Below are 21,778 nucleotides of genomic sequence, written 5' to 3' on the forward strand. Positions count from 1 at the left end.
GAACGTGCCTGCTGAGGAGGCCGACCGTCCTCCCAGCCGACATTACCGTCCGGTACTCGCGGTGGGGAGGGGGCTGCGTCCGCCGGATCGGACGCGGCGGGGGCGTCCGGCGGCGTCCGGCGGCGTCCGGCGGAGCCGGCCGGAAGGCCCGGACTCCCGGCGGCTCCCGCGGACTTCCACGGAGAGGATGGAGACCGACCATGAGCGGATCACCGGCCCAGGGGCCTTCCCAGGGACCTGCCCGGGAACCGGCGGAGGCCGGAGCCGGGACGGGGGCGGGGACGGACGGGAGGCTGCTGAGGCGGCTGGGCACCGGCGACGCGGTGGTGATCGGCCTGGGGTCGATGATCGGCGCGGGCGTCTTCGCGGCCTTCGCCCCGGCGGCCCGGGCGGCCGGGGCCGGTCTGCTGCTCGGCCTGGCGCTGGCGGCGGTGGTCGCGTACTGCAACGCGACCTCCTCGGCCCGGCTGGCCGCCCGCTACCCGGCCTCCGGCGGCACCTACGTCTACGGCCGCGAGCGGCTGGGCCCGTTCTGGGGCCATCTGGCCGGCTGGGGCTTCGTGGTCGGCAAGACCGCCTCGTGCGCGGCGATGGCCCTGACGGTGGGTCTGTACGTGTGGCCCGAACAGGCGCACGCGGTCGCGGTCGCGACTGTGGTGGCGCTGGTGGCGGTGAACTACGCGGGCGTTCGGAAGACCGCCTGGCTGACCCGCGCGATCGTGACGACCGTCCTGGCTGTGCTGGCCGCCGTCGTGGTCGTCTGCCTGACCTCCGGCGACGCGGACGCCGCACGGCCGGCCTTCTGGTCCTCGCCGTCCGGGGCGGAAACGTCCGGCGGCGTCTCGCCCGGCGGTGTGCTCCAGGCCGCGGGCCTGCTGTTCTTCGCCTTCGCCGGATACGCGCGCATCGCCACCCTCGGCGAGGAGGTGCGCGATCCGGCCCGCACCATCCCCCGGGCGATCCCCCTCGCGCTGGGCATCACCCTGGTCGTCTACGCCGCCGTCGCGGTCGCGCTGCTCGGCGTGCTGGGCGGCGACGCGCTGGGCCGGGCGACCGCGCCGCTGGCCGACGCGGTGCGCGCGGCGGGCGTACCGGAGCTGGTCCCGGTCGTCACCGCCGGGGCGGCGGTGGCGGCGCTGGGCTCGCTGCTGGCCCTGATCCTCGGCGTCTCCCGCACCACCCTGGCGATGGCCCGAGACCGGCACCTGCCGTCCGCGCTGGCCGCCGTGCATCCGCGCTCCGGCGTGCCGCACCGGGCCGAGCTCGCCGTCGGCGCGGTGGTGGCGGTGGTGGCCGCCACGGCGGATCTGCGCGGCGCGATCGGCTTCTCCTCCTTCGGCGTCCTGGCCTACTACGCGGTCGCCAACGCCTCCGCCTGGACCCTGGGACCCGGCGAGGGGCGCCCGCCGCGGATCGTGCCGGCGGTGGGGCTGGCCGGGTGCGTGGTGCTGGCCTTCGCCCTGCCGCTCGCCTCGGTGCTCCTGGGGGCGGCGGTACTGGCGGCCGGTGCCGCCTCGTACGGGGTGCGCCGCGCGGTCGCCGCCCGCCGGGCGTAGGTTCCCGGAGCCCGGAGCCCGGAGCCCGGAGCCCGGAGCCCCGGTGCTCCAGCGCTCCGGCGTCCCCGCCCGGCGTCGTCCGGCCGGACCTGATCGACTCGCCGGGACGCCGGGCATCGGGAAGATTGGAGGGGTGCACGGCGACGGGCGGCAGGAGACGGGCGGGGGCAGGATCCGTGTCCGCGCCGTCCCCGTTATCGGCCGCCCGCCCTGGATGCTGCCCCTGCTGCTGGTCCTGCTGGGGGTGGCGGTCAATCTGCTGACCCCCGTCAACGTCTTCCTGAGCGCGCCGTTCATCGCGGCGTGCCTGGTCGCCGCGGCCCTGTGGACGTTCGGCGGCACGGTGGTCACGGTGGCCGCCTCGACGGCCGTGGTCCTCGCCCTGCTGGTGCGGGCCGGACTGCCGTCGGCGGAGAACACGGTGCGGCTGGTCACCAATGCCACCGTCAGCGCGCTGGCACTCGTCATCAGCCGCGTTCTGCACCACAGCGACATCAGTGTGGCCTCGGCCCACCGGGTCGCCGAGGCCGTCCAGCTCGCGGTGCTGCCCGTGCCGCCCGGCCGGGTCGGCGACCTCCGAATCGCCGTCCGCTACGAGGCCGCGCAGGCGCACGCCCGCATCGGCGGCGATCTGTACGGCGTGGAGCGGACGCCGTACGGGCTGCGGCTGCTGGTGGGCGATGTGCGCGGCAAGGGGACGGACGCCGTCGGCACGGCCACCGTCGTGCTCGGCGCCTTCCGGGAGGCGGCCGAGACCGAGGAGGACCTGGCGGCGGTCGCCGACCGCATCGAGCACGCCCTGATCCGGGAGGCCGGGCAGCGCGAGACGGGGACGGGCCGGTCGGAGGAGTTCGCCACGGCCGTGCTCGCCGAGATCCCGGCCGGGGAAACGGGGAGCCTGCGGATCGTCAACCGGGGCCATCCGCCGCCGGTGCTGCTGACCGGGGATGGAGAGGTGCGGCTGCTGGAGCCGGACACGGAGGCGTACGCGCTGCCGCTGGGGCTGGGGGACCTGGCGGGGGCCTCCGGGAGCGGGCGGACCGGACCGGTGCCCTTCCCGCCCGGCTCCCTGCTGCTGCTCCACACCGACGGCCTGACGGAGGCGCGGAACGCGGCGGACGTCTTCTACGACCCGGTGGAGGGGCTGCGCGGCCGGCGCTTCCCCGGGCCGGCCCCCCTGCTCGACCACCTCCTCGCGGACGTCGACGCGCACACCCGCGGGCGCCGGTCCGACGACCTGGCGCTGCTGGCGGTCATGCGCGACCCGGAGCCCCCGGAGCCCCCGGCCGCCGGTGACCGTCCGTAGTTGACGTACGCCCCTCCGCATAACATCTGAGGCAACGTCAGAAGGTGTGGCGTGCGTCTCATGCGCCGATCCGGCGGTCGACTCGCCCGAATTGGCCCGCCAATGCCCCGATAGTCCTCCGTCAAGAAAGCCCCATGTCCAAAGAGGGGACTTGGAATCCGGAGCGCACCTCTATTAACGTTCGATAACGCAGCGCGGTCGTCACTGTCGCCGAAGAGGGCGGCACCGTGCGCCGTCGCCGAATCCCGCACGCGCGGCCCCGCCAACAGCGAGGACGCGTCCAGGGAACCGGGGAACCACCAATTGGGGTGAATCGGAGTCATACGGCGTGCCCGTATGGATCCGTAGGAGACCTTCCTGCTCCGAACCCGTCAGCTAACCCGGTAGGCGAGAAGGAAGGAAAGGAGAGCGCCCCAGTGGCGTCCAGCAGCCCGGCCCCCGAGGTCTCGTACGACCCGCACACCGCCGCTTTCACCCCTTTCGGCCCGGAAAGCGACGGCGACCGGCCGGTGTGGAACCCGACCGAGGAGTCCGTCCGCCCGGTCCGCGGCCGGCACCGCGTCGCCAAGCAGCGCAACGGCATGGCCCGCAGCGGAGCGGTCCTCGGCGTCGGCATGATCGCCGCCGTCGGCGCGGGCGGCATAGCCACCGCCAAGGACAAGTCCCCGGTCGCCATCTCCCTGCCGGACGTGGACCTCGGTGCCGTGGCCGAGGGCATCCCCGTCGTCGGCGGCATGGTCTCCGGCGACGACGACAGCGGCCCCGCCCCGCAGGGGGAGGCCACCAGCCCCTTCGGCGGCACCGTCACCCAGGCCGGCCTGGACACCTCCGACGCCACCACGACCGTCGTGACGGCGGACGCCGGCGAGGCGCTGCGGGCACGCATCCTCCAGCAGGCCGACCAGCAGCAGACCGGCGCCGCCCAGGCCGCGCTCGAGAAGGCCGCCGAGCAGGCCGCGGACCAGGCGGCCGGCGAGGCCGCGGACCAGGCCGCCGCGGAGGAGGCCGAGCGCAAGCGCAAGGCCGCCGAGGAAGCGGCGCGCAAGGCCGAGGCCGAGCGCCTGGCCAAGCTCGCGGCCAGCTACACCCTCCCCCTCACCTCGTACCAGCTCACCTCCACCTACGGCCAGTCCGGCTCGATGTGGGCCAACAACCACACCGGCCTGGACTTCGCGGCCCCCACCGGCACCCCGGTCAAGGCGGTGCACAGCGGCGAGATCGTCGAGGCGGGCTGGGCGGGCTCCTACGGCTACCGCATCATCCTCAAGCTCGACGACGGCACGGAGATCTGGTACTGCCACCTGTCCTCCATGACCGTCACCACCGGCAAGGTGACCACCGGCGACGTCATCGGCCGCGTCGGCTCCACCGGCAACTCCACCGGCGCGCACCTCCACCTGGAGGTCCGTCCCGGCGGCGGCGACCCGATCGACCCGCTGACCTGGCTGCGGAGCAAGGGCCAGTCCATCTGACGGCGGTCCGGCCGGCGGCCCGCGGGCCACGCCCGCGCTCCCGCGCGCCGGCTCCCACACCCCCGGCGGCCCTGGTGGCTCATCCCCCCCGACACCAGGGCCGCCGGTCCTCCTCCGCCCGCACGCGCCCACCGCGCCCACCGCGCCTGTCATGCCTGCCGTGCCGCCGCCGCGGCCCGCTCCGCCGGTTCCCCGGGACGCTCGGTGGAGAACAGCAGCCGGTAGCGCGCCACATCACTGCTCACCAGCCCGGGGAAGTTCCGCACCCGCTCCCACAGCGGCGACGGCGTACCGACCCCCTCGCCCGGCGCCTCCAGCGCGTCGATGTGCGCCTGCTCGCTCTCCCACTCCGCGTAGTTGACCACGCGTGTGCCGTCCGTGCTCAGATGGAAGTGGGCCGAGATGCCGCCGGGCGGCAGGCTCCCGTCGGCTCTGTCCTCCTCGATCGCCGCGGCCACGGTGTCCACCCATGCCCGCTGCCGCGCCTCGTCCGGCCCCTCGAACCCGACCTCCACGACCACCACGCAACCCGGCTCGGGCCGCTTTCCCTCCCGCCCCCGTCCGTCCCGCTCCTGCGGCAGGCTGCGGTAGCGCCGGGTGCGGGTCAGCCGCAGCCGCTCGATCCCCGGCACCGCGTCGTCGATCTCGTCGTTGCGCTCCTGCCGGTGGGTGCGCACGTACTCCTCGTACGCCTCCTCGCCCGTCCACTGGGAGTAGTGCAGCAGCGTCCGGCCGTCGGTCCCCGCGTAGACGCCGTACGACAGCATGTCCGGCGTCGGCCACTCCCGCTTCCCCCAGGTGGCGGCGATGGCGTCCGCGGCGGCCCGCTGCCGCTCGGGCGTGCCGACGTCCCAGACGCTGATGAGGACGGCTCCGGCCTCGGGGCGGGCGGGGTCGGGATGTACGGGTGTCGCGGACATGGGCTTACCTCCTCGTCGGTCACAGGGCGTGCCCCCGTGTCACGGAACCACCCTCACAGTTGAAGTCGCCTTTAAGTCAAGGAGATCCGGGCCGGTCTCCCCGGCCTTGGGCAGTCCGGCCTCCTCACCGGCGACCTGCGCGCCTTCTTCCGCCCGCCGCGCCGGCGCCCGGACGGGCGGTTAGCCTCGCCTCCGACCGGTACGGCGGGAAGCGGGGCTGACCATGGGGGCCAAGACGGACGGCACGAACGGCGCGACCGGAGATGCCGGGGAGGGCTCCTCCCCGCGTCTCACCAGGGCGGTCTGGTGGTTCGTGTTCCACACGGCGTGCGCCACCGCCGCGGTGGCCCTGGCCTACCTCGCCCCGGCAGCGCCGCTGAACCAGTGGCTGCGGGGCCCGGCCACCCTGACCGCCTGCCTCCTGATCCCGCTGGCGGCCCTGCTGGTGCCCGTGCTCGAACCGCGCTCCGTCCCGTGGAACCGGCGCAAGGCCGCCTGGCAGCTCGCCTTCCCCGTCCTCACCGGGGCCGTGCTGGGCGTCACCGCCGGGCAGGCCGGACACGACGACGGACTGCGGGAGCGGGGGCGGTGGACACAGGCCGTGGTCGTGGAGAAGAGGAACGGGAAGACCGACCGGTGCGTCCTGCGCGACCTCTCCGGCCGGGAGATCTCCCCCGACCTGACGCAGGGCAGCGGCTGCGAAAGGCACGTGGCGGAGGGCGACGTCCTGCGCGTGCGCCACGACCCCGAGGGCGCGGCCGAGCCCGCCACGGACGGGGACACCCCGTCGTACGACGGCGTCCTGGTGGGGGCCGCGCTGGTGCACGTGCTGATGGGAACCTGGGGCAGCGCGCGCATGCCGCGCCTGAACCCGGCGGAACCGGCGAACCCGGGGACCGGCCGCCGGTCCGCGCGGACCGGCGGCCGGCCGTGAACCGTCCGCTCCCCCGGGGCCGTTCACGGCCGGCCGCGAACAGTCACCGGAATCAGGCCGGCAGCCGCTCCTCGATCGCGGCGACGACCTCCGACGCCTCCGGCTCGGTGCGCGGGCGGAACCGGGCGGCGGGGGTGCCGTCCGCCGCGACCAGGAACTTCTCGAAGTTCCACTGCACGTCCCCGGCCTGCCCCTCGGCGTCGGCCAGCTTCGTCAGCTCGGCGTAGAGCGGGTGCCTGCCGTCCCCGTTGACGTCGGTCTTCTCCAGCATCGGGAAGGTGACGCCGTAGGTGGCCGAGCAGAACGTCCCGATCTCCTCGGCGGTGCCGGGCTCCTGGCCCATGAACTGATTGCACGGCACGCCGACCACGGTGAACCCGCGGTCGGCGTACTTCTTCTGCAGCCGCTCCAGGCCCTCGTACTGCGGGGTCAGCCCGCACTTGGACGCGACGTTGACGATCAGCAGCACCTTGCCCCGGTGCTCGCCGAGGGTGGTGGGCTCGCCGGCCAGGGTGCGCAGGGGGATGTCGTAGAGGCTCATGCGCCCTGTCTAGCAGAGTTCGCGTCCGCGCCCGCCGTGAGCCTTGACACCCTCCAGGAACGTTTCCCACGCCCCCGCCGGAAACCTCAGCACGGGCCCGCCCGCCACCTTGCCGTCCCGCACCGCCACGCTCCCCGGCCCGTACGCCGCCTCCACGCACTCGGTCCCGCTGCCGCCGCTGTGGGAGGACTTGAACCACTCGGTCCAGCCGTCTATGGACTGCCGTCGCATCAAAGCTCCTCGCAGGCTCGCTCGATGATGGCCGCCGACGCCGAGATGTCCAGCGCCTGCGCTCGCAGGTATTCGAACGCCAACCTATAGCGCTCCAGTTCCTCCGGCTTCTCCATGAACAGGCCACCGCCGAGGATGTCCACATAGACCACATCCAGCGCGGGTGTGGGACCGCCCAGCACCACGAAACTCCCCACCGCGGCCGCGTGCGCTCCGGCTGCGAACGGGAGGATCTGCACTGTGATGTGAGGAGACTCGGCGCACGTCAGCAGGTGCCGCAACTGCTCTCGCATGGTGTCGCGTCCGCCCACCATCCGCCTGATCACGGCCTCGTCGACCACCGCCCAGATGTGCGGCGGCTCCTCCCGACTCAGCAACTCCTGCCGCTTCATGCGGATGTCGACCATGTGCTTCACCTCCTGCTCCGTGCAGCGCATCTCAGAGGCACGGTGTACGGCCTCGGCGTAGGCACGGGTCTGGAGGAGACCGGGAACGTAGACGCTCGCGTAGTGGTCCTCGCGTACGACCTCGTCCTCAAGCGTGAGCATGAGGTTCATCGACTCCGGGATGGGGTCGGCGAGCGAGCGCCACCATCCTTGGATCTTGGCGCCCTTGGCCAGCTCGACCAGTGCCTCGCGTTCCTCGTCGGTGGCGTCGTACTGGCGGCAGAGCGCGTCCACGACCGGCCACTTGACCGGACCTTCCTTGGTCTCATAGCGGCTCAGTGTCGCTTTGGAAACGCCTACGAGGGTGCCCGCCTCCTCCAGCGTGAGGCCCTTGCGCTCGCGCAGGCGGCGGAGATCGGCGCCCAGTTGACGGCGTCGGGTCGTCGGTCCAGCAGCCATGGTCAAGGCCTTCCTCTGTCGATCCCCCAGAGCCTGCACGGCCCGGCCACGCGGGCGCAACCACGGCGTGCGCCAGGGGGCGCGCGGTTTGGAGAACGCTTCCGTCGATACTGGATGAGAGTTTCATAAAGAGAATGAAAGTGTCAGTCTGAGAGAGCAACGACGGCATCCCGGAAAGGTCGCAGGCATGCTGAAGAACGAGTGCGCGGTACCGCGAGGCGGGCTGACCGTTCCTCTCCTGGCACGGCCCGAGGAGCTCTCGCGCCTGAGGCGGTTGACCCGCTCCTACCTTGAGCTGTGGGAGTTGGAGGCCCTCGCCGACACCGCCCAGCTCTGCGTCAGCGAACTGGTCGCGAACGTCATCCTGCACATCGGCGAAGGCACGCCGATCACACTGCGCTTCTCGGCTCACGGGTGGCGCCTGCGTATCGAGCTAACAGACCCCGAGCCCCACCGGATTCCCGTCCTTCTCTCGGCCTTGGAAGAGGCGGAGTCGGGACGCGGCATGGCGCTGCTCGACGCGATTGCCGCCGACTGGGGCGTCGCCCTCCACGCGGACGGCAAGGTCACGTGGTGCGAGTTGGACACCGTCCCCGGTGCCCCGGAGCACCTGCCCGAAAACCCGCGCCCCGTTGGAGCGGACGTTCTCCTCAACCTCTACGGCCGCACGGAGCCGACGTCCGGCCGTCTGGGCGATGCCGTCACCGAGGACGCGGCCGTCCGGCTGATCGCCGATGTCCTCCACTGGCTGAGCGCCCACGGCCACGACCCGGACACCGCGCTCGACCACGCCCAGACGCGTTTCGAGGCGATGACGGCGGAGACCAGCCGGTGGAACTGACGGATGAGACGCTTTCGGACGTCGTGGCAGAGCTGGGGGGAGTTGACCCGGGACAGTGGGACTCGAGTGACCTCGTCCCCCTTGTCATGACAGCTCAGAACAACGGCCTCCTGGATGGCGTCGCCGTTCAGGAGTTGATCCCCCTGAGCCGGCGAGATGACAGTTTCCTGATCACTGTCGTGATCACCGAGCGTGTCACCGTCTCCTCCACGCCTCTTCACTGGAGAGAAGTGGCTCCTGCTCCGGAACTCAGGGGAAGTCGCGCAGTGCGGCAGCTTCTGGAGCGGATTGGCCGGAACGCGGCAGATCTCCGGGAGGACTTCGCCACCGATGCCGTACTCAGAGAGTCGACGGGGCTCGCACGCCTTGATGAGTTGGTACGTGCGGCGAGATGCCTTGAGGCTCGCTGGAAGGAAGAGTCTCAGCGGTTCCTAGATGGCGAGGAGAACGTCGCGGACAGTGACCTGCGGGCGTACGACCAACTGAGGTGCACCCGTGCCTTCGAAGCATGGGAGATCGCTGGCTTCTTGGCTTCCTGTCCGGGGCTGAAAGTTGACTGAGCGCGTCTTCCCTTCGCGATGATGTGCGCTTCCTGTGTGCCTAGGTGAACATGAGGCTGCCAGTATCCGCGCATGGACATACGGCAGTTGCTCATACAGGTCGCGGAGCGGTACGACCGAACCGCCGGGACAGGCAAGGACGTTCCGGGGCAGCAACTTTTGCGCAAGGTCAGCAAGATGGAAATAAGACTTCCTCGCGGGCTCAGGATGGAAGGAAACGGAGGAAAGGGGACCGCCGCTCTTTCGCCATGGATTGGTGTCTTTGACCCTAGAGTCAGTGATGACTCTAGGGAAGGTCTCTATTTGGCCTACATCTATGCCTCCGATATGGGATCTGTGTCGCTGACGATCCAGCAAGGGATCGAGAAGCTTGCCGAATCAGGAAAAAATGGTAGTAAATTGGGGAGGGGTGGTGAGTTGCGTAAGGTGGTGAGTGACAGGGCTCGCCAGATTCGTGATCACATTCCCGCAGGCATCATTGCAGGCTGGGATCCGCATCTTGACTTGAAGGCCAGGCCGAAGGATTGGCGTCCGCGGGCCTATGAGGCTGGAAACGTACTGGCGCGCAGATATCGCATACTGGACATGCCGATGGAAGAGGTTCTGCGTGGCGATCTCTGGCGCGCTGCCGAGATTCTTCGCTATGCGGCGAGCATCGAACGAGACCTCTGGCGTCATCAGGAGTCAGAGCGGCTGCACGTCAACTACCAGGGGAAATCGAAGCATGATCCCGCCGTGGAAGTAGAAGGACTTGAAGGCTTCAAACCCAAGGATAGCGGTTCTTACGTAGTGGAAATAAAGAGGCGCGTGCAATATAGAAGCAGGAGTCACGAGGTACTTCTCAATAGCTTCGCACTCTATATTGAGGGGCGCGGCTTTACGCCCATAACTGTGGGAATGCATCCACGTGATCTTGTCTTGAAGAAGTTGGGTAAAGAGTGGCTAGTTGAGGCCAAGGTGATCAAGGATGGAAACCCGACGAAGGCTGTCAGGGAGGCGGTAGGGCAACTCCTTGAGTACAGATACTTCCTCCACTCCAAGGGAGAGGGGGAGCTTGGCTTGGTTGGGCTTTTTACGGAGAGCATCGGCGTGTTCGCCGAGTATCTGGAAAGTCAGGGGATCGCTTCCATATGGAAGGCCGCTAGCGGCGCTTGGGAGGGGTCAGCCCTGGCGCGTAAATGGGGACTAACTGAAATTTAACTTCAGGCTCGACCTGAACGTGCTGAGGCCCTTGCGTAGAAGGTTTCGCTCAACACTGGTTGTCAGAGCTTCGGGAGCCTTGCGGCCGGGCCCGCCCGGCCGCCGGGCCCCGTCAGGGGAGGCGGCGGAAGAGGAGGTCGCGGACGACGTGGCCCTTGTCCAGGCCCTGCCGCTCGAAGCGGGTGAGCGGCCGGAAGTCCGGGCGCGGCGCGAAGCCGCCGTCCGGCTGTGTGTTCTCCAGGGCCGGGCAGTCGGTGAGGACCTGGAGCATCTGCTCGGCGTACGGCTCCCAGTCGGTGGCGCAGTGCAGCAGTCCGCCCGGCCGCAGCCGGGAGGCGGCCAGCTCCACGAACTCCGGCTGGATGATGCGGCGCTTGTGGTGGCGCTTCTTGGGCCACGGGTCCGGGAAGAAGACGCGGATCCCGGCGAGGGAGCCGGGGTCGAGCATCTCGCGCAGCAGGATGATCGCGTCGCCGTTGGCGACCCGGACGTTGGACAGCCCCTCCCGTTCGGCCTGCCCCAGCAGGTTGCCCTGGCCGGGGGTGTGGACGTCGGCGGCGAGGATGCCGGTGGCCGGATCGTCGGCGGCCATCCGCACGGTCGCCTCACCCATGCCGAAACCGATCTCCAGGACCACGGGCGAGCCGGGCGGGAGGGTGTCGAAGAGCTCGTCGAGGTCGAGGCGGCGGTCGCCGTCGATCTCCACGCCCCACTCCGGCCACAGCCGCAGCAGGGCGTCACGCTGGGCGGCGGTGACGCGGCTGCGGCGCGGCTGGAAGCTGCGGATGCGGCGCTCGTGGCGGTCCCCGGCGGGGTTGGCGGAGGGGCCGGTGCCGTCGGGGAACATGGCGCTCTGCGCGCTCCGCGTGCCCTGTGAGCCCTGGACGCTCTGCGTGTTCGGGGCGGGGGCCGCGAGCGCTCCGCGCGCTCCGGGGTGCGTTTCGGGTGCTTCTGCCACTTCGGTGGGCTGGGGGGTTTTCTCGGACACAGTGCGTACGAGTCTACGGCCGCCGGCCGCGGACCCCGGCGGCAGCGGAGGGCCGGACCGGGGAGGATCCCACCGCGGCCCGGGGGTGGGTGGGGGCTGAAACGGTGTGGGATCGTGTGCCCCTCACGATCGGCACCGAGGAGGCGGACGGGATGGCGGACGGAACGGCGGACGGAACGGCGCGGCCGGGCGGCGGAAGCGGGATCGACAGCTCCCGGCCCCACTCGGCCCGGATCTGGAACTACCTGGCGGGCGGCAAGGACTACTACGAGGTCGACGCGGACGCCGCCGAGAAGGTCCTGGCGGCCTTCCCCGGCATGCGCGACATCACCCGCACCTCGCGCGCCTTCATCGGGCGCGTGGTGACGCACCTGGCCGGGCAGGAGGGGATCCGGCAGTTCCTGGACATCGGCACCGGCCTGCCCACCAGGGACAACACCCACGAGGTCGCCCAGCGCACCGCGCCCGAGTCCCGGATCGTCTACGTCGACAACGACCCCCTGGTGCTGGTGCACGCCCGCGCCCTGCTCACCAGCTCCCCCGAGGGCGCGTGCGACTACGTCGACGCCGACGTCCGCGACCCCGACCGCATCCTGGCCGAGGCCGCGCGGACGCTGGACTTCTCGCGCCCGGTCGGGCTGATGCTCATGGGCATCCTGGGCCTGGTCCCCGACTACGACGAGGCCCGCGCGGTGGTGCGGCGGCTGGTCGAAGCCCTGCCGCCGGGCAGCTTCCTCGGCCTGAACGACGGCTCCACCGCCGACCCGGTCTACGTCCAGGCCATCGAGAACCACAACGCCCGGGGCACCGCCACTCCCTACACCCCGCGCAGCCCCGAGCGGATCGAGGGCTTCTTCGAGGGGCTGGAGCTGCTGGAGCCCGGCGTCGTCTCGTGTTCGCGGTGGCGGCCGGAGGGCGAGCCCGGACCGGAGACGGCCGTGTACGGCGGGCTCGCGCGCAAGCCGTAGGGCCGCCGCGGCCCCGAACGGCCGCGGCTCCGGACAGCGGGGCCGCGCCCGGGCGGGCCTCAGCGGGTGGCGTCCAGCGCCGCCAGCGCCCGCCGCGCCACCTCGCGGCCGATCGGCAGGGACGCCGTCGCCGCCGGGGAGGGCGCGTTGAGGACGTGGACGGTGTGCGGGGCCTCGGTGATCAGGAAGTCGTCGACCAGCGTGCCGTCCCGCCCGACCGCCTGGGCCCGCACCCCGGCCGGGGCGGGGCGCAGATCGGCGGCCTCCACCTCCGGCAGCAGCCGGCGCACCGCCTCGGTGAAGGCCGCCTTCGACAGCGAGCGGCGCAGCTCCCCGGCCCCGTAGCGCCAGTGGCGGCGGGCGATGTGCCAGAAGCCGGGCCAGCCCAGCGTCCCGGCCAGGTCGCGGGCGTCGGCGGTGCGCCGTCGGTAGCCCTCGCGGGCCAGGGCGAGCACGGCGTTGGGGCCGATGTGGACCGAGCCGTCGATGCCGCGCGTGAGGTGGACGCCCAGGAACGGGAACGCCGGATCCGGCACCGGGTAGACCAGGCCCCGCACCAGGGAGCCGCGTTCCGGGGCCAGCTCGTGGTACTCCCCGCGGAACGGCACGATCCGCACCGGCGGCGCGTCGCCCGCCAGACGGGCCACCCGGTCGCAGTGCAGCCCCGCGCAGTTGACCATGGCGCGGGCCCGCACCACCGCGCCCGCGGCCGTACGGACGGCCACGCCCACACCCGGGCGGCGGTCCACGGCGGTGACCTCGGCGCCGTGGCGTACCTCGGCGCCGGCCGCCTCCACCAGGCGGGCCAGCTCGGCGGCGACCGCGCCGTAGTCGCAGACGCCGGTGGTGGCCACGTGGATGGCCGCCAGGCCGTTCACATGGGGCTCGTACTCGGCGATCTGGGCCGGGCCCAGCTCGCGCACCGGGATGCCGTTCTCCCGGCCGCGCTGCACCAGCGCGTGCAGCCGGGGCAGCTCCGCGCGCTCGGTGGCGACGATCAGCTTCCCCGTCACCCGGTGCGCGATGCCGTGCTCGGCGCAGAACTTGACCATCTCCGTCGCGCCCCGCACCGCGAAGCGGGCCTTGAGCGAACCGGGGCGGTAGTAGACGCCGCTGTGGATCACCCCGCTGTTGCGGCCGGTCTGGTGCAGGGCCGGGCCGGCCTCCTTCTCCAGCACCACCACCCGCGTACCGGGCCGGGCGCGTGTGAGCGCGTATGCCGTCGACAGGCCGACGATCCCGCCGCCGACCACCAGCACGTCGCAGTCGTACGCCGCCCGCCGGGCGGCCGGCGCGCGGCCGGACGGGGAAGGGGAGGGGGAGGAGGCGGCCGAGGAGACAGTGGACACGTCCTCCATCATGGCCCGGACCGCCGGCGGACAACCGTCCGGCCGCACGCCGGAGATGTGAACGGATCATGGGGGAGGCCCGCCCGGCCCGCCCCCGGGCGCACCGCCCGCACCCGACGTACCGGGCGTACGGCGCCCGCCGGGCCTCCCCGGCCCCGCGAGCGAGGCGGAGGAGGCGGAGGAGGCAGGCGAGGCGGATGGGGCGGGTGCGGTGAGCGCGGCGGGGCGGGGCGCCGCGTCACGCCGGCGCGGCGAGCAGCGGGCGGGCCCGTTCCCGCAGCTCCGCCACACGCGGCTCGTCGCCGTACGGCTCCAGCCGGTGCAGCAGGTCCCGCACGTACTCGGTCGTCCGCGCCGAGGAGATCCGCCCGGCGACCTCCACCGCCCGCGTGCCCGCCGCGCAGGCCGCGTCCAGATTGCCCGACTCCAGCTCCGCGACCGCCGACACCACCAGCCGCAGCCCGTGCGAGCGGACGAACTCCTCCGTCGGCCGCGACAGCGCCTGCTCGGTGAAGCGGCGCACCTGGCGCGGGGCCTTCAGGTCGCGGTAGCACTCGGCGGCGTCGGCGGCGAGGCGGTCGTAGGAGTAGAAGTCGAGCCAGGACGGGTCCGGGTCGCCGTCGCGCGAACGCTCCAGCCAGCCCTCGGCCGCCGCCAGCGAGGTGCCGCAGGCCGCCGAGTCGCCGGCCTTGGCCAGGGCGCGGGCCTCGACCAGGTGGAAGAAGCTCATCGTGCGGGCCGTGGCCAGGCCGCGGTTGCGCTCCAGCGCCGCCTGCGCCAGGTCCACGCCCTCGTCGGCGAAGCCGCGGTACGTTGCCTGCAGCGACATCGACGCCAGCACGTACCCGCCCAGCGGCACGTCCGCCGCCGCCCGGGCCAGCCGCAGCGCCTGGATGTAGTAGCGCTGCGCGGCCTCCTGCTGACCGGTGTCGAAGGCCATCCACCCGGCCAGGCGCGTCAGTTCGGCGGTGGCGCCGAACAGCGAGCGCCCCACCTCGTCGCTGTAGGAACCCAGCAGCAGCGGGGTGGCGTCCACCCGCAGGCACTCGGGCACCATCGACGAACGCCAGTCGCCGCCGCCGTACTTGGAGTCCCAGCGCCGGGCCTCCTGCGCGGCCTCCCGAAGCTTGGCCACATCGCTGTGGCCCACGCGCAGGGACGTGAGGGCGGGCGGGTACGGGCGCTGCTCGTCGGCGGGGCCGGGCAGCGGGCCCGCACCCGCGGTCCCGGGCCCGGCCGGGACGATTCCGGCAGTCCCGGTCAGGGCCGACGCGTCCCGCGCCACCGAGCTGTCGGCGGGCTTGATGAGCCAGCGCGAGGTGGGCACGGCGTAGGCGCTCACCGAGAACGAGCCCGCCAGCGACTGCCACACGCCCCCGCCCCCGCCGCGCCGCCCGGCCGGATCCAGCCGGTACAGCTCGGTGGCCGACCGCACGGCCGAGCCGACGTCGCGGGGGAAGGCCAGACCGACCTCCGGGGCCGGATCGGCGTCCGCCAGGCCGATCTCGTGCAGCGGGACGGGACGCCCCAGCTTGCTGCCGATCGCGGCGGCGATCAGATGGGGGGCCACGCCCTGCGGCACCATGCCCTTGGACACCCAGCGGGCGACCGACGTCTTGTCGTAGCGGAGGGTCAGTCCTCTCTGCGCGCCCAGATCGTTGACCCGGCGGGCGAGCCCGGCGTTGCTGATTCCGGCGAGGGCGAGGACGGCACCGAGTTTCTCGTTCGGCCCGCGTGGCTCCCTGGACATGCGCACCCCTGACACACACCGACGGCCACCCCGTGCCGCGCACACGGGGCATTCGTCAACCCAGCGTAGTTCGCCGCATCCCTACCGTTAAGGGCCGTCTTCCGGGATGGCGGGATTCGTGCAGGCTCCGCGGAACGCGGACCGGCGGCGCGCGAACGGCGTGCGGGGCGCCGACGGACGCTCCGGGCCGCGCCGCGCATGCTCCCCTGGCGTGTGCTCCGGGTGTGTGCCGATGCGCCCGCCCGTGCGCTCTGTGCGGCCCGCGGGGGAGGCGTTTCCATGGGTGCTGCGTGGGTCGGCCCACCGCACTGGTACCGGTGGGCTGGGGGAATGCCGTCGTCCCATTCCCCGCGGACGGCGGTCCGGTCCGGGAGGTGACGAAGCCTCCCGGACTGCCGGCGAAGTGCCGGTGAAGTGCCGACAGCGCGCCGACGAGATGCCGAAGATGATTCATTAGGCATATCTCACGGCAAATATTTGGCCGAATGACGCCGCTCCCGGCGGAGTCGTCCGGCGGACCGGTACGGCGCCGGGGTCCGGCGCCGACTTCCGTGTGTCCGCGTCCCCCTGCGCCTCCCGTACGCCCATCCCGTGGCAGCATGGTCCGCAGCGACGGCGGTTGACGGCTGCCGACGGTGACCCGCCACCGATCGGCCGCCGCCGACGGCGAGTTACCGAGTCACGGGGCCATGCGGAGGCGACGATGCGGTGGTTGGTGGGATGGGCCGCAGACCACGCCTCCGGCGCGGGCGGCGCGGCCAGACCGGGGCAGACGATCCAGCCGGTGGGCGCGCGGCAGTTGTGGGACGGCCCCGACCCGCTGTGGGCGGTCGGCGACTGGCGGCCCGACGAGGTGCGCCTGGTCGAGGCCGACGGCGGCGGCAGACTCGCGGTGCTGGGCTCCTGCGGCGCTTCCGACGAACAACTGCGCATCGGACTGTTCGCCGCCCGCGGCGGCGCCCTGCGCCACCTGACCGCCTGGCCCGGCAGCTACACCGCCGTCGTACGCGTCGGCCGCCGCGTCACCATCACCACCGACCTCGCCGGCGCCCGGCCCGTCTTCCACACCCCGTGGGCGGGCGGCACCGCCTACGCCACCGCCGCGCTGCCGCTGGCCGACCTGATCGAGGCGCAGCTCGACGTCGGACACCTCGCCGCCCTGCTCGCCTGCCCCGACGCACCCGAGGCCCTCGGCGACGGCACGCCGTACGCGGGGGTGCGCCGCGTACCGCCCGGCCACGCGCTGGTCATGCGCGACGGCCGCAGCCGCGAGACCGTCAGCTACGAACCCGCCGTGCCCACCGTCGTCGCCGCGCCCCCCGTGGACGCGGAGGCGGCGGTCGCCGGGGTGCGCGAGGCTCTGGTGGAGGCGGTACGGGTGCGGCTGGCCGCCCCGCGCCACGCGCCCGTGCCCGACCTCGGCAGCCTCGACCCCGGGCCGATCCCCGGCATGGGACCGGCCCAGCGGCGCGCGGACCGCCCGGGGGGCGGGCGGGCCAGGGGCCCCGCGCCCGGCATAGGCGCCGACCTGTCGGGCGGCAGCGCGTCGGCGACGCTCGCGCTGCTGGCCGCCGGACTGCCCGGCGTCCCGGGCACGATGTACGGCACACCGGGTACGTCGGCGGGCGAGCGGCTGCTCGCCGTCACCTTCAACGACCTCACACTGGACCCGCTTTCGGGACGCGAGGCCGAACTGGAACGCGCCCGCAGCATCGCGGAGAACCCCCGGCTGCACCACGTCGTCGTCGCCGCGGGCGAGGAGGCCCTGCCGTACGCGGGCCCCGACGGCGGCCCGCTCGCCGACGGGCCGCTGACCGACGAACCGGGCCCCTCGCTGGTCGTCGCCGAGCGGCACCGGCGGCGCCTGGCGGCGGGCAGCGCGGACCACCTGTCCGGATACGGCGCCCGCGAGGTGCTCGACGCGCACCCGGCACGGCTGGCGGACCTGCTGCTGGACCGGCGCCGCCGCCATCTGCTGAGGCCGGTCACGGCGCTGGCGAAGGCGGAGGGCGCGACCGGGCGCTCGGTGCTCGTGCCGCTCACCGTCTACCGCGCGGCACGGAGGCTGGCCCGTACGCCGTACCGGGACGGTGTGCTGGAGACGGCGCGGCGGCTGCGCGAGCGGGACGTCACCGGGAGCGGGGCGGGCGCGGGCGCGGGAGCGTGGGGGACGAGCGGCGCGTGGGGCGCGGGTCGTGCGGGTCGCGCGGGCGGTGCGGCTCACGAGCCCGGGGCCGGGGTGCTCGACGCCTCGCTGTCCGCCCTCGCCTGGTGCCGCCCGGGACCGGCCGCACGCTGGCTGACGGGGGAGGTGCTGGCCGAAGTATCGATTCGGCTGGAGCAGGCGGCCCTCCGCCCGCTGCCCGGGGAGTCCGGCACACGCCCGGGGGAGCGGCGGGCGCGGGCGGCGCTCGCCCGGCTGGCCGCCGACCACCGGATACTCGAACAGGCCGCGGAGGTCCGCAGCCAGCGGCTGCACGCGCCCTTCCTGGACAACCAGGTCGTACGCGCCTGCCGCGCCCTGCCCGAGGCGCTGCGCGTACAGCCGGGGGCGCGGGCGGCTGTGCTGCGCGCCGTCCTGGCGGGGGCGGGCGTCCACGAACTGCCGCCCGGCTGGGGCACCCCCTCGCGTGCCACCCACACGGCGGCGGCGCGGACCGGGCTGCGGTCCCGCGTCGGCGACCTCATCGACCTCTTCGACGCGCCCCTGCTGGCCGACGCGGGACTGGTGGAGGCCCGGGTCGTCCGCAAGGCCCTGCGGGCCGCGGCCGAGGGCGAATCGCTGCCGCTGGACGGGCTGGCGGAACTGGTCTCCACCGAGGTCTGGCTGCGCCGGCTGCTGGCCCGCCGGGGCAGCTGCTGGACGGGCACGGCCACCGAGCGCCGGCGCGCGGTGGCCGGAGGAGTACCGCAGCGCCCCAGTCTGTGAGCCGGTCCGCGCCCGGACCGGCTCGCGGGCACCGGCCGCGGGACGGGTCAGCGGCAGCCGAACCGTGCCTGGACCCAGTCCGCCATGACCGCCGAGTCCAGCACGCCGTTCGGCTCGACCACCAGCCGGAGCGTCCGCACCCCGGCCAGGGGCACATGGACCGGCACCGGCTCCTCGCCCCGCCGGACGACGCCCGACTCCCACAGCCGGACCCCGTCGCCGTGCACGGAGAACCGGACCGCGCCCCGCAGCGCCGTCAGGTCGTCCACCCCGGCGAGCGCGTCGAACGAGGTGCAGGCGCCGCCCAGGTCGACCGTCACGGAGGAGCGGGCGGACACCGTCACCCCGTAGCCCCGGTCCCGGCCGTTGACGCGCAGCTCCGAGCGCTGCCACAGCCAGCTGCTGCCCTCCCGTACGTAGGGGCCGTCCGAACCGCCTCCACGGGGCAGCCGGTCGAGCCGGTGGACGGTGGCCGCGGACGGCCGGGACGTCGGTTCGGGCGCCGGTCCGGACGTCGGACCGGCCGCCGGGCCGTCCGTCCCGCCGGGCACCGGACCGGAACCGGCCGAGGATGTCCCGGCTCCGGGCGCCTGCGCGGATCCCGCCGCGGACGGGGCACCTGGCCCCGGCTCCGGTTCCGAGAGGCTCCCCGGCGGGTCCGCCTCCCGGTCCGGGACGCCCTTCCCCCCGTCCGCGGCCTCCCGCGGCAACACGGTCTGCGCCCTCGAGCGCCCCGTCCCCGCTCCCGTCTCGGCTCCCGTCTCCGCCCCGCCGGGCGCACCGGCCGCCGACGGCCGTGCTCCCGGCCCCTGGTACGGGCCCCGCGGCCGCTGGCCGTCGGTCACCAGCGCCAGCGTCAGCGCGGTGGCCACGGCGGCGGCCATCACCCCCGCCGTGACGCCCGCCTTCGCGGTCGATCCCAGGCCGTCGAACACGGCGCCGCCACCGGCCGTGCCGTCCAAGCCTCCGGACGAGGCGGCCGGGCCCACCGCTCCGGCCGGGCCCACCAACGGGTACGCCTCCGCGGCGCACCCCTCCTCCACACCGCCGTGCACCCCGTACGCCTGCACCCCGTACACCTGTGCCGCATACGCCTGCGCCGAACCCACCACCGGATACGGCGAGTACACATCCGCACCCCAGCCCACGACCGCCAACGGCAGCATCACCCGGAGCCGTTCGCAGACGTCCCTGGCGCCCAGCGCCGCCGACCGGCAGCCGGCGCACCGCTCCAGATGCCGGCGCAGCCCCCGGTCCGCCCGCGCCCGCAGCCCTCCGCGCACATACGTCCCCAGCCGGTCGGCACGGCGCGCGCAGTCGCCGCCCGCCGCCCGCGCCCCGGCGGTGTGCGCCGTGAGGTAGGACTGCTGTAATCCCTCCTTCGCCCGCTGCGCCAGCGTCACCACCGCGTCCTCAGTCACACCCAGCAGCGGTGCGACCTCCCGCGGCGCCTCCTCCTCGATCACGGTGTGCCACAGCACCACCTGCCACCGCTCGGGCAGATCGCGGAAGGCACGCACCGCGGTGGACCGCTCGGCCCTGCACATGGCCCGCACATGCGCGTCCGCCCCGAAGGACTCGCCGCCGCCCGGCGACTCGGCCGCCGCCGCGAAGACCGCGAAGTCCTCGACGAGCAGATCCCAGCCGCTCGTCCCCGTCCAGGCCGCCGCCACGTCCCGGACCGCCGCCAGCAGATGGGTGCGCACCGCCGTGTCCGGCCCCGCGCCACCGCGTACGGCCAGCAGCGTCCGCGCGAAGACCTCGTCCGTCAGGTCGTTCGCGGTCGCCGCGTCCCGGCAGCAGTGGCGTACGTACCGGCGCACCGCGTCGGCGTGCCGCCGGTACAGCTCCTCGTACGCCCCGGTGTCCCCGCCGCGCATCCGCGACACCAGTTCCGCGTCGCCGGGCACGGCGTCCGCAGGCCCGCCCGCTCCGTCCACGTCCCGCGAACCGCGAGGCTCCTCCCGCCCGTCAGCGCCCAAAGCGAGAACCCCCGTACACACAGTCGCCACCGAACACCGGTAAAGCGTGTCACGGCGAGGGCCGCGCGTTCCCGGCCGTGCGCCTCAATCACCCGTCCGGGGTGGGAAACCGCAAAACGGTGCGCACGCGGTGTTCTCACGAGGTATGGGAGCCGAGCGGCGGCGATGCGAATCTGACCGAAAAGCGACGCTCCACCGCCGCACCGCCCGCGTCCGACTACCGCACGGCCCCGTCCGGTGTCCGGCACGGCCTGCCGAAAGAATCACCGGCAGCGTCTGCCGGCGGAACCTGCCGACAGGGGCTCGCGGACCGCGGGCCGGAGCCCCGGACCCCGCCTCAGGCCCCCACGGGCTTCGCGTGCCGCGGTCTGAGCCCCTCCAGCAGGATGTCGAGCAGCCGAGCCGAGGCCGCGGCCTGCTGCACCGCGTTCGGCAGGGACGGCGCCGCCGTGGCTATCACCAGCAGCACGTCCGCGACCGTCACATCGGACCGCAGCTCACCGGCCGCCTGCGCCCGCTCCACCAACCGCCCGACGACATCGAGGAGTTCGGAGACGCCCGTGTCCTCCTCGGTGCTCCCGGTGCTCCCGGCGTTCCCCCGCTCCCTGCCGTCCACCAGCCGCAGCCCGGGCTGTCCGTGCCCACCGCCCCGCGGCGTATGCGCTCCCCCCGGGACGGCACCCGCGCCCCCGGCCGCACCCTCCGGCTCGTCGGCGAACGACCCGACCCGCAGTATCCGAGGCGGCAGCAGCCGCCCGGCACCCGAATCCACCGAGGCGCGCAGGAACCGGGAGAGCGCCGACCACGGCTCCTCCTCCTGCCCCAGCGCGGCCCGGGCCTGCTCGGTCAGCCGCGCCGTCTCCTCCTGCGCTATACGCCGGACCAGTACGTCCTTGCTGGGAAAACGCCGGTAGACCGTGCCGACCCCGACCCGTGCCCGGCGCGCGACGTCCTCCATCGGAGCGCCGTAGCCCAGCTCGCCGAAGACCTCGCGGGCGGCGCGCAGCACATGCTCCAGATTGCGCTGGGCGTCGACCCGCAGCGGAGCCGTACGTCCGCTCCCCCTGACGCTCCCGCCGTCGGCCGTACGCGCGGCCCCGCGGCCTCCGCCCGCCCCGTCCACCGGACCCGCCCCGCCGTCCGCGGAAGAGTCGGCGACGACGGCGGTCGACCAGCGAGAGCCCTGAATGCCCTGAATATGCATGTTGTGTTCCCCCGGTTGTATGGCAGCCTCCCCCCGGAGGCCCCCCGCCCTGTGCCGCCGGGACACGGTCATGACTTCGCCCGGCGTGCTACGAACATAGTTGAGCCCCGGTCACGAGAGAAGGGGGATGTTCCGCCACCTCCGCCCCTCGATCGGAGTACGCCGTTCAGCCCCCCTCCCCACCCCCTCCCGGACCCCCCTC

Annotated in this window: 18 protein-coding genes and 1 riboswitch; of the genes, 9 read left to right on the forward strand and 9 right to left on the reverse strand. The window is 73.5% G+C overall.

Going from position 1 to position 21,778, the window contains the following annotated elements; genetic code table 11:
* Positions 1-200 precede the first annotated feature (200 nt).
* The 3 genes from BMY40_RS25385 (at position 201) to BMY40_RS25395 (ending at position 4,334) form a co-directional block, all read left to right on the forward strand.
* Positions 201-1,556: an APC family permease gene (locus tag BMY40_RS25385; protein WP_093663117.1), complete on the forward strand. Its 1,356-nt coding sequence runs from the start codon at positions 201-203 to the stop codon at positions 1,554-1,556.
* 133 nt (positions 1,557-1,689) lie between these two features.
* Positions 1,690-2,862 (forward strand): PP2C family protein-serine/threonine phosphatase, encoded by a 1,173-nt coding sequence (locus tag BMY40_RS25390; protein ID WP_245770315.1) that lies wholly within the window; start codon positions 1,690-1,692, stop codon positions 2,860-2,862.
* A gap of 226 nt (positions 2,863-3,088) precedes the next feature.
* A riboswitch (cyclic di-AMP (ydaO/yuaA leader) is annotated at positions 3,089-3,266 on the forward strand.
* Positions 3,267-3,278: 12 nt separating this feature from the next.
* On the forward strand, positions 3,279-4,334 hold the full coding sequence (locus tag BMY40_RS25395) for a M23 family metallopeptidase (RefSeq protein WP_245770316.1): 1,056 nt from the start codon (positions 3,279-3,281) through the stop codon (positions 4,332-4,334).
* Between the two features lie 149 nt (positions 4,335-4,483).
* Here the strand turns inward: BMY40_RS25395 and BMY40_RS25400 are convergent, their stop codons facing one another.
* The gene (locus tag BMY40_RS25400; RefSeq protein WP_093663118.1) at positions 4,484-5,254 is read right to left on the reverse strand and encodes an antibiotic biosynthesis monooxygenase family protein; all 771 of its coding nucleotides are present in this window, start codon (positions 5,252-5,254) and stop codon (positions 4,484-4,486) included.
* A gap of 223 nt (positions 5,255-5,477) precedes the next feature.
* On the opposite strand from BMY40_RS25400, the gene BMY40_RS25405 reads away from it, so the two are divergent.
* Positions 5,478-6,188 carry a hypothetical protein gene (locus BMY40_RS25405; RefSeq protein WP_093663119.1) on the forward strand — a complete coding sequence of 237 codons (711 nt, stop codon included), beginning with the start codon at positions 5,478-5,480 and terminating at the stop codon, positions 6,186-6,188.
* A 52-nt stretch (positions 6,189-6,240) separates the two neighbouring features.
* On the opposite strand, the gene BMY40_RS25410 is transcribed toward BMY40_RS25405, so the two are convergent.
* The 3 genes from BMY40_RS25410 to BMY40_RS25420 are packed head-to-tail and all read right to left on the reverse strand — an operon-like array spanning position 6,241 to position 7,805.
* Positions 6,241-6,729 (reverse strand): glutathione peroxidase, encoded by a 489-nt coding sequence (locus tag BMY40_RS25410; protein WP_093663120.1) that lies wholly within the window; start codon positions 6,727-6,729, stop codon positions 6,241-6,243.
* A gap of 9 nt (positions 6,730-6,738) precedes the next feature.
* Positions 6,739-6,960 carry a DUF397 domain-containing protein gene (locus BMY40_RS25415; protein WP_093663121.1) on the reverse strand — a complete coding sequence of 74 codons (222 nt, stop codon included), beginning with the start codon at positions 6,958-6,960 and terminating at the stop codon, positions 6,739-6,741.
* The gene (locus tag BMY40_RS25420) at positions 6,960-7,805 is read right to left on the reverse strand and encodes a helix-turn-helix domain-containing protein (RefSeq protein WP_093663122.1); all 846 of its coding nucleotides are present in this window, start codon (positions 7,803-7,805) and stop codon (positions 6,960-6,962) included. The genes BMY40_RS25415 and BMY40_RS25420 overlap by 1 nt, the downstream gene beginning before the upstream one ends.
* A 187-nt stretch (positions 7,806-7,992) precedes the next feature.
* On the opposite strand from BMY40_RS25420, the gene BMY40_RS25425 reads away from it, so the two are divergent.
* From BMY40_RS25425 to BMY40_RS25435, 3 genes are all read left to right on the forward strand, one after another.
* On the forward strand, positions 7,993-8,646 hold the full coding sequence (locus BMY40_RS25425) for an ATP-binding protein (RefSeq protein ID WP_093663123.1): 654 nt from the start codon (positions 7,993-7,995) through the stop codon (positions 8,644-8,646).
* Positions 8,637-9,206 (forward strand): hypothetical protein, encoded by a 570-nt coding sequence (locus tag BMY40_RS25430; RefSeq protein WP_093663124.1) that lies wholly within the window; start codon positions 8,637-8,639, stop codon positions 9,204-9,206. Before BMY40_RS25425 ends, BMY40_RS25430 begins: the two co-directional genes overlap by 10 nt.
* Positions 9,207-9,278: 72 nt before the next feature.
* Positions 9,279-10,406, forward strand: coding sequence for an MrcB family domain-containing protein (locus BMY40_RS25435; RefSeq protein WP_093663125.1), 1,128 nt, complete (start codon positions 9,279-9,281; stop codon positions 10,404-10,406).
* Between the two features lie 112 nt (positions 10,407-10,518).
* Here the strand turns inward: BMY40_RS25435 and trmB are convergent, their stop codons facing one another.
* Complete coding sequence (gene trmB, locus BMY40_RS25440; RefSeq protein ID WP_093663126.1) at positions 10,519-11,253, reverse strand: tRNA (guanosine(46)-N7)-methyltransferase TrmB; 735 nt, start codon at positions 11,251-11,253, stop codon at positions 10,519-10,521.
* Positions 11,254-11,546: 293 nt separating this feature from the next.
* On the opposite strand from trmB, the gene BMY40_RS25445 reads away from it, so the two are divergent.
* Positions 11,547-12,362 (forward strand): SAM-dependent methyltransferase, encoded by an 816-nt coding sequence (locus tag BMY40_RS25445; RefSeq protein WP_093663144.1) that lies wholly within the window; start codon positions 11,547-11,549, stop codon positions 12,360-12,362.
* 59 nt (positions 12,363-12,421) lie between these two features.
* Here the strand turns inward: BMY40_RS25445 and lhgO are convergent, their stop codons facing one another.
* Together lhgO and BMY40_RS25455 are read right to left on the reverse strand one after the other, a co-directional pair.
* A complete protein-coding gene (gene lhgO, locus BMY40_RS25450) occupies positions 12,422-13,621 on the reverse strand; it encodes an L-2-hydroxyglutarate oxidase (protein ID WP_245770319.1) in 1,200 nt (399 codons plus the stop codon).
* A 328-nt stretch (positions 13,622-13,949) separates the two neighbouring features.
* Positions 13,950-15,461, reverse strand: a complete 1,512-nt coding sequence (locus BMY40_RS25455) for an NsdA family TPR-like regulatory protein (protein WP_093663127.1) — start codon at positions 15,459-15,461, stop codon at positions 13,950-13,952.
* A gap of 703 nt (positions 15,462-16,164) precedes the next feature.
* Between BMY40_RS25455 and BMY40_RS25460 the strand changes: the two genes are divergently transcribed.
* A complete protein-coding gene (locus BMY40_RS25460; protein ID WP_093663128.1) occupies positions 16,165-18,390 on the forward strand; it encodes an asparagine synthase-related protein in 2,226 nt (741 codons plus the stop codon).
* 47 nt (positions 18,391-18,437) lie between these two features.
* Here BMY40_RS25460 and BMY40_RS29010 read toward each other — a convergent pair whose 3' ends face one another.
* Together BMY40_RS29010 and BMY40_RS25470 are read right to left on the reverse strand one after the other, a co-directional pair.
* Positions 18,438-20,300, reverse strand: a complete 1,863-nt coding sequence (locus BMY40_RS29010; RefSeq protein ID WP_093663146.1) for an NPCBM/NEW2 domain-containing protein — start codon at positions 20,298-20,300, stop codon at positions 18,438-18,440.
* A 409-nt stretch (positions 20,301-20,709) separates the two neighbouring features.
* Positions 20,710-21,576: a TetR/AcrR family transcriptional regulator gene (locus BMY40_RS25470; RefSeq protein WP_093663129.1), complete on the reverse strand. Its 867-nt coding sequence runs from the start codon at positions 21,574-21,576 to the stop codon at positions 20,710-20,712.
* Positions 21,577-21,778 lie beyond the last annotated feature (202 nt).

The organism is Streptomyces radiopugnans, assembly GCF_900110735.1.
In the GTDB taxonomy this organism is placed as follows: domain Bacteria; phylum Actinomycetota; class Actinomycetes; order Streptomycetales; family Streptomycetaceae; genus Streptomyces; species Streptomyces radiopugnans.

Bases quoted from the DNA above. Each gene is read 5' to 3' on its own strand.
- BMY40_RS25385 (WP_093663117.1), top strand. From the start codon at position 201: ATGAGCGGATCACCGGCCCAGGGGCCTTCCCAGGGACCTGCCCGGGAA.
- BMY40_RS25400 (WP_093663118.1), bottom strand. From the start codon at position 5,254: ATGTCCGCGACACCCGTACATCCCGACCCCGCCCGCCCCGAGGCCGGA.
- BMY40_RS25405 (WP_093663119.1), top strand. From the start codon at position 5,478: ATGGGGGCCAAGACGGACGGCACGAACGGCGCGACCGGAGATGCCGGG.
- BMY40_RS25410 (WP_093663120.1), bottom strand. From the start codon at position 6,729: ATGAGCCTCTACGACATCCCCCTGCGCACCCTGGCCGGCGAGCCCACC.
- BMY40_RS25415 (WP_093663121.1), bottom strand. From the start codon at position 6,960: ATGCGACGGCAGTCCATAGACGGCTGGACCGAGTGGTTCAAGTCCTCC.
- BMY40_RS25420 (WP_093663122.1), bottom strand. From the start codon at position 7,805: ATGGCTGCTGGACCGACGACCCGACGCCGTCAACTGGGCGCCGATCTC.
- BMY40_RS25425 (WP_093663123.1), top strand. From the start codon at position 7,993: ATGCTGAAGAACGAGTGCGCGGTACCGCGAGGCGGGCTGACCGTTCCT.
- BMY40_RS25435 (WP_093663125.1), top strand. From the start codon at position 9,279: ATGGACATACGGCAGTTGCTCATACAGGTCGCGGAGCGGTACGACCGA.
- trmB (WP_093663126.1), bottom strand. From the start codon at position 11,253: ATGTTCCCCGACGGCACCGGCCCCTCCGCCAACCCCGCCGGGGACCGC.
- BMY40_RS25445 (WP_093663144.1), top strand. From the start codon at position 11,547: ATGGCGGACGGAACGGCGGACGGAACGGCGCGGCCGGGCGGCGGAAGC.
- BMY40_RS25455 (WP_093663127.1), bottom strand. From the start codon at position 15,461: ATGTCCAGGGAGCCACGCGGGCCGAACGAGAAACTCGGTGCCGTCCTC.
- BMY40_RS25460 (WP_093663128.1), top strand. From the start codon at position 16,165: ATGCGGTGGTTGGTGGGATGGGCCGCAGACCACGCCTCCGGCGCGGGC.
- BMY40_RS25470 (WP_093663129.1), bottom strand. From the start codon at position 21,576: ATGCATATTCAGGGCATTCAGGGCTCTCGCTGGTCGACCGCCGTCGTC.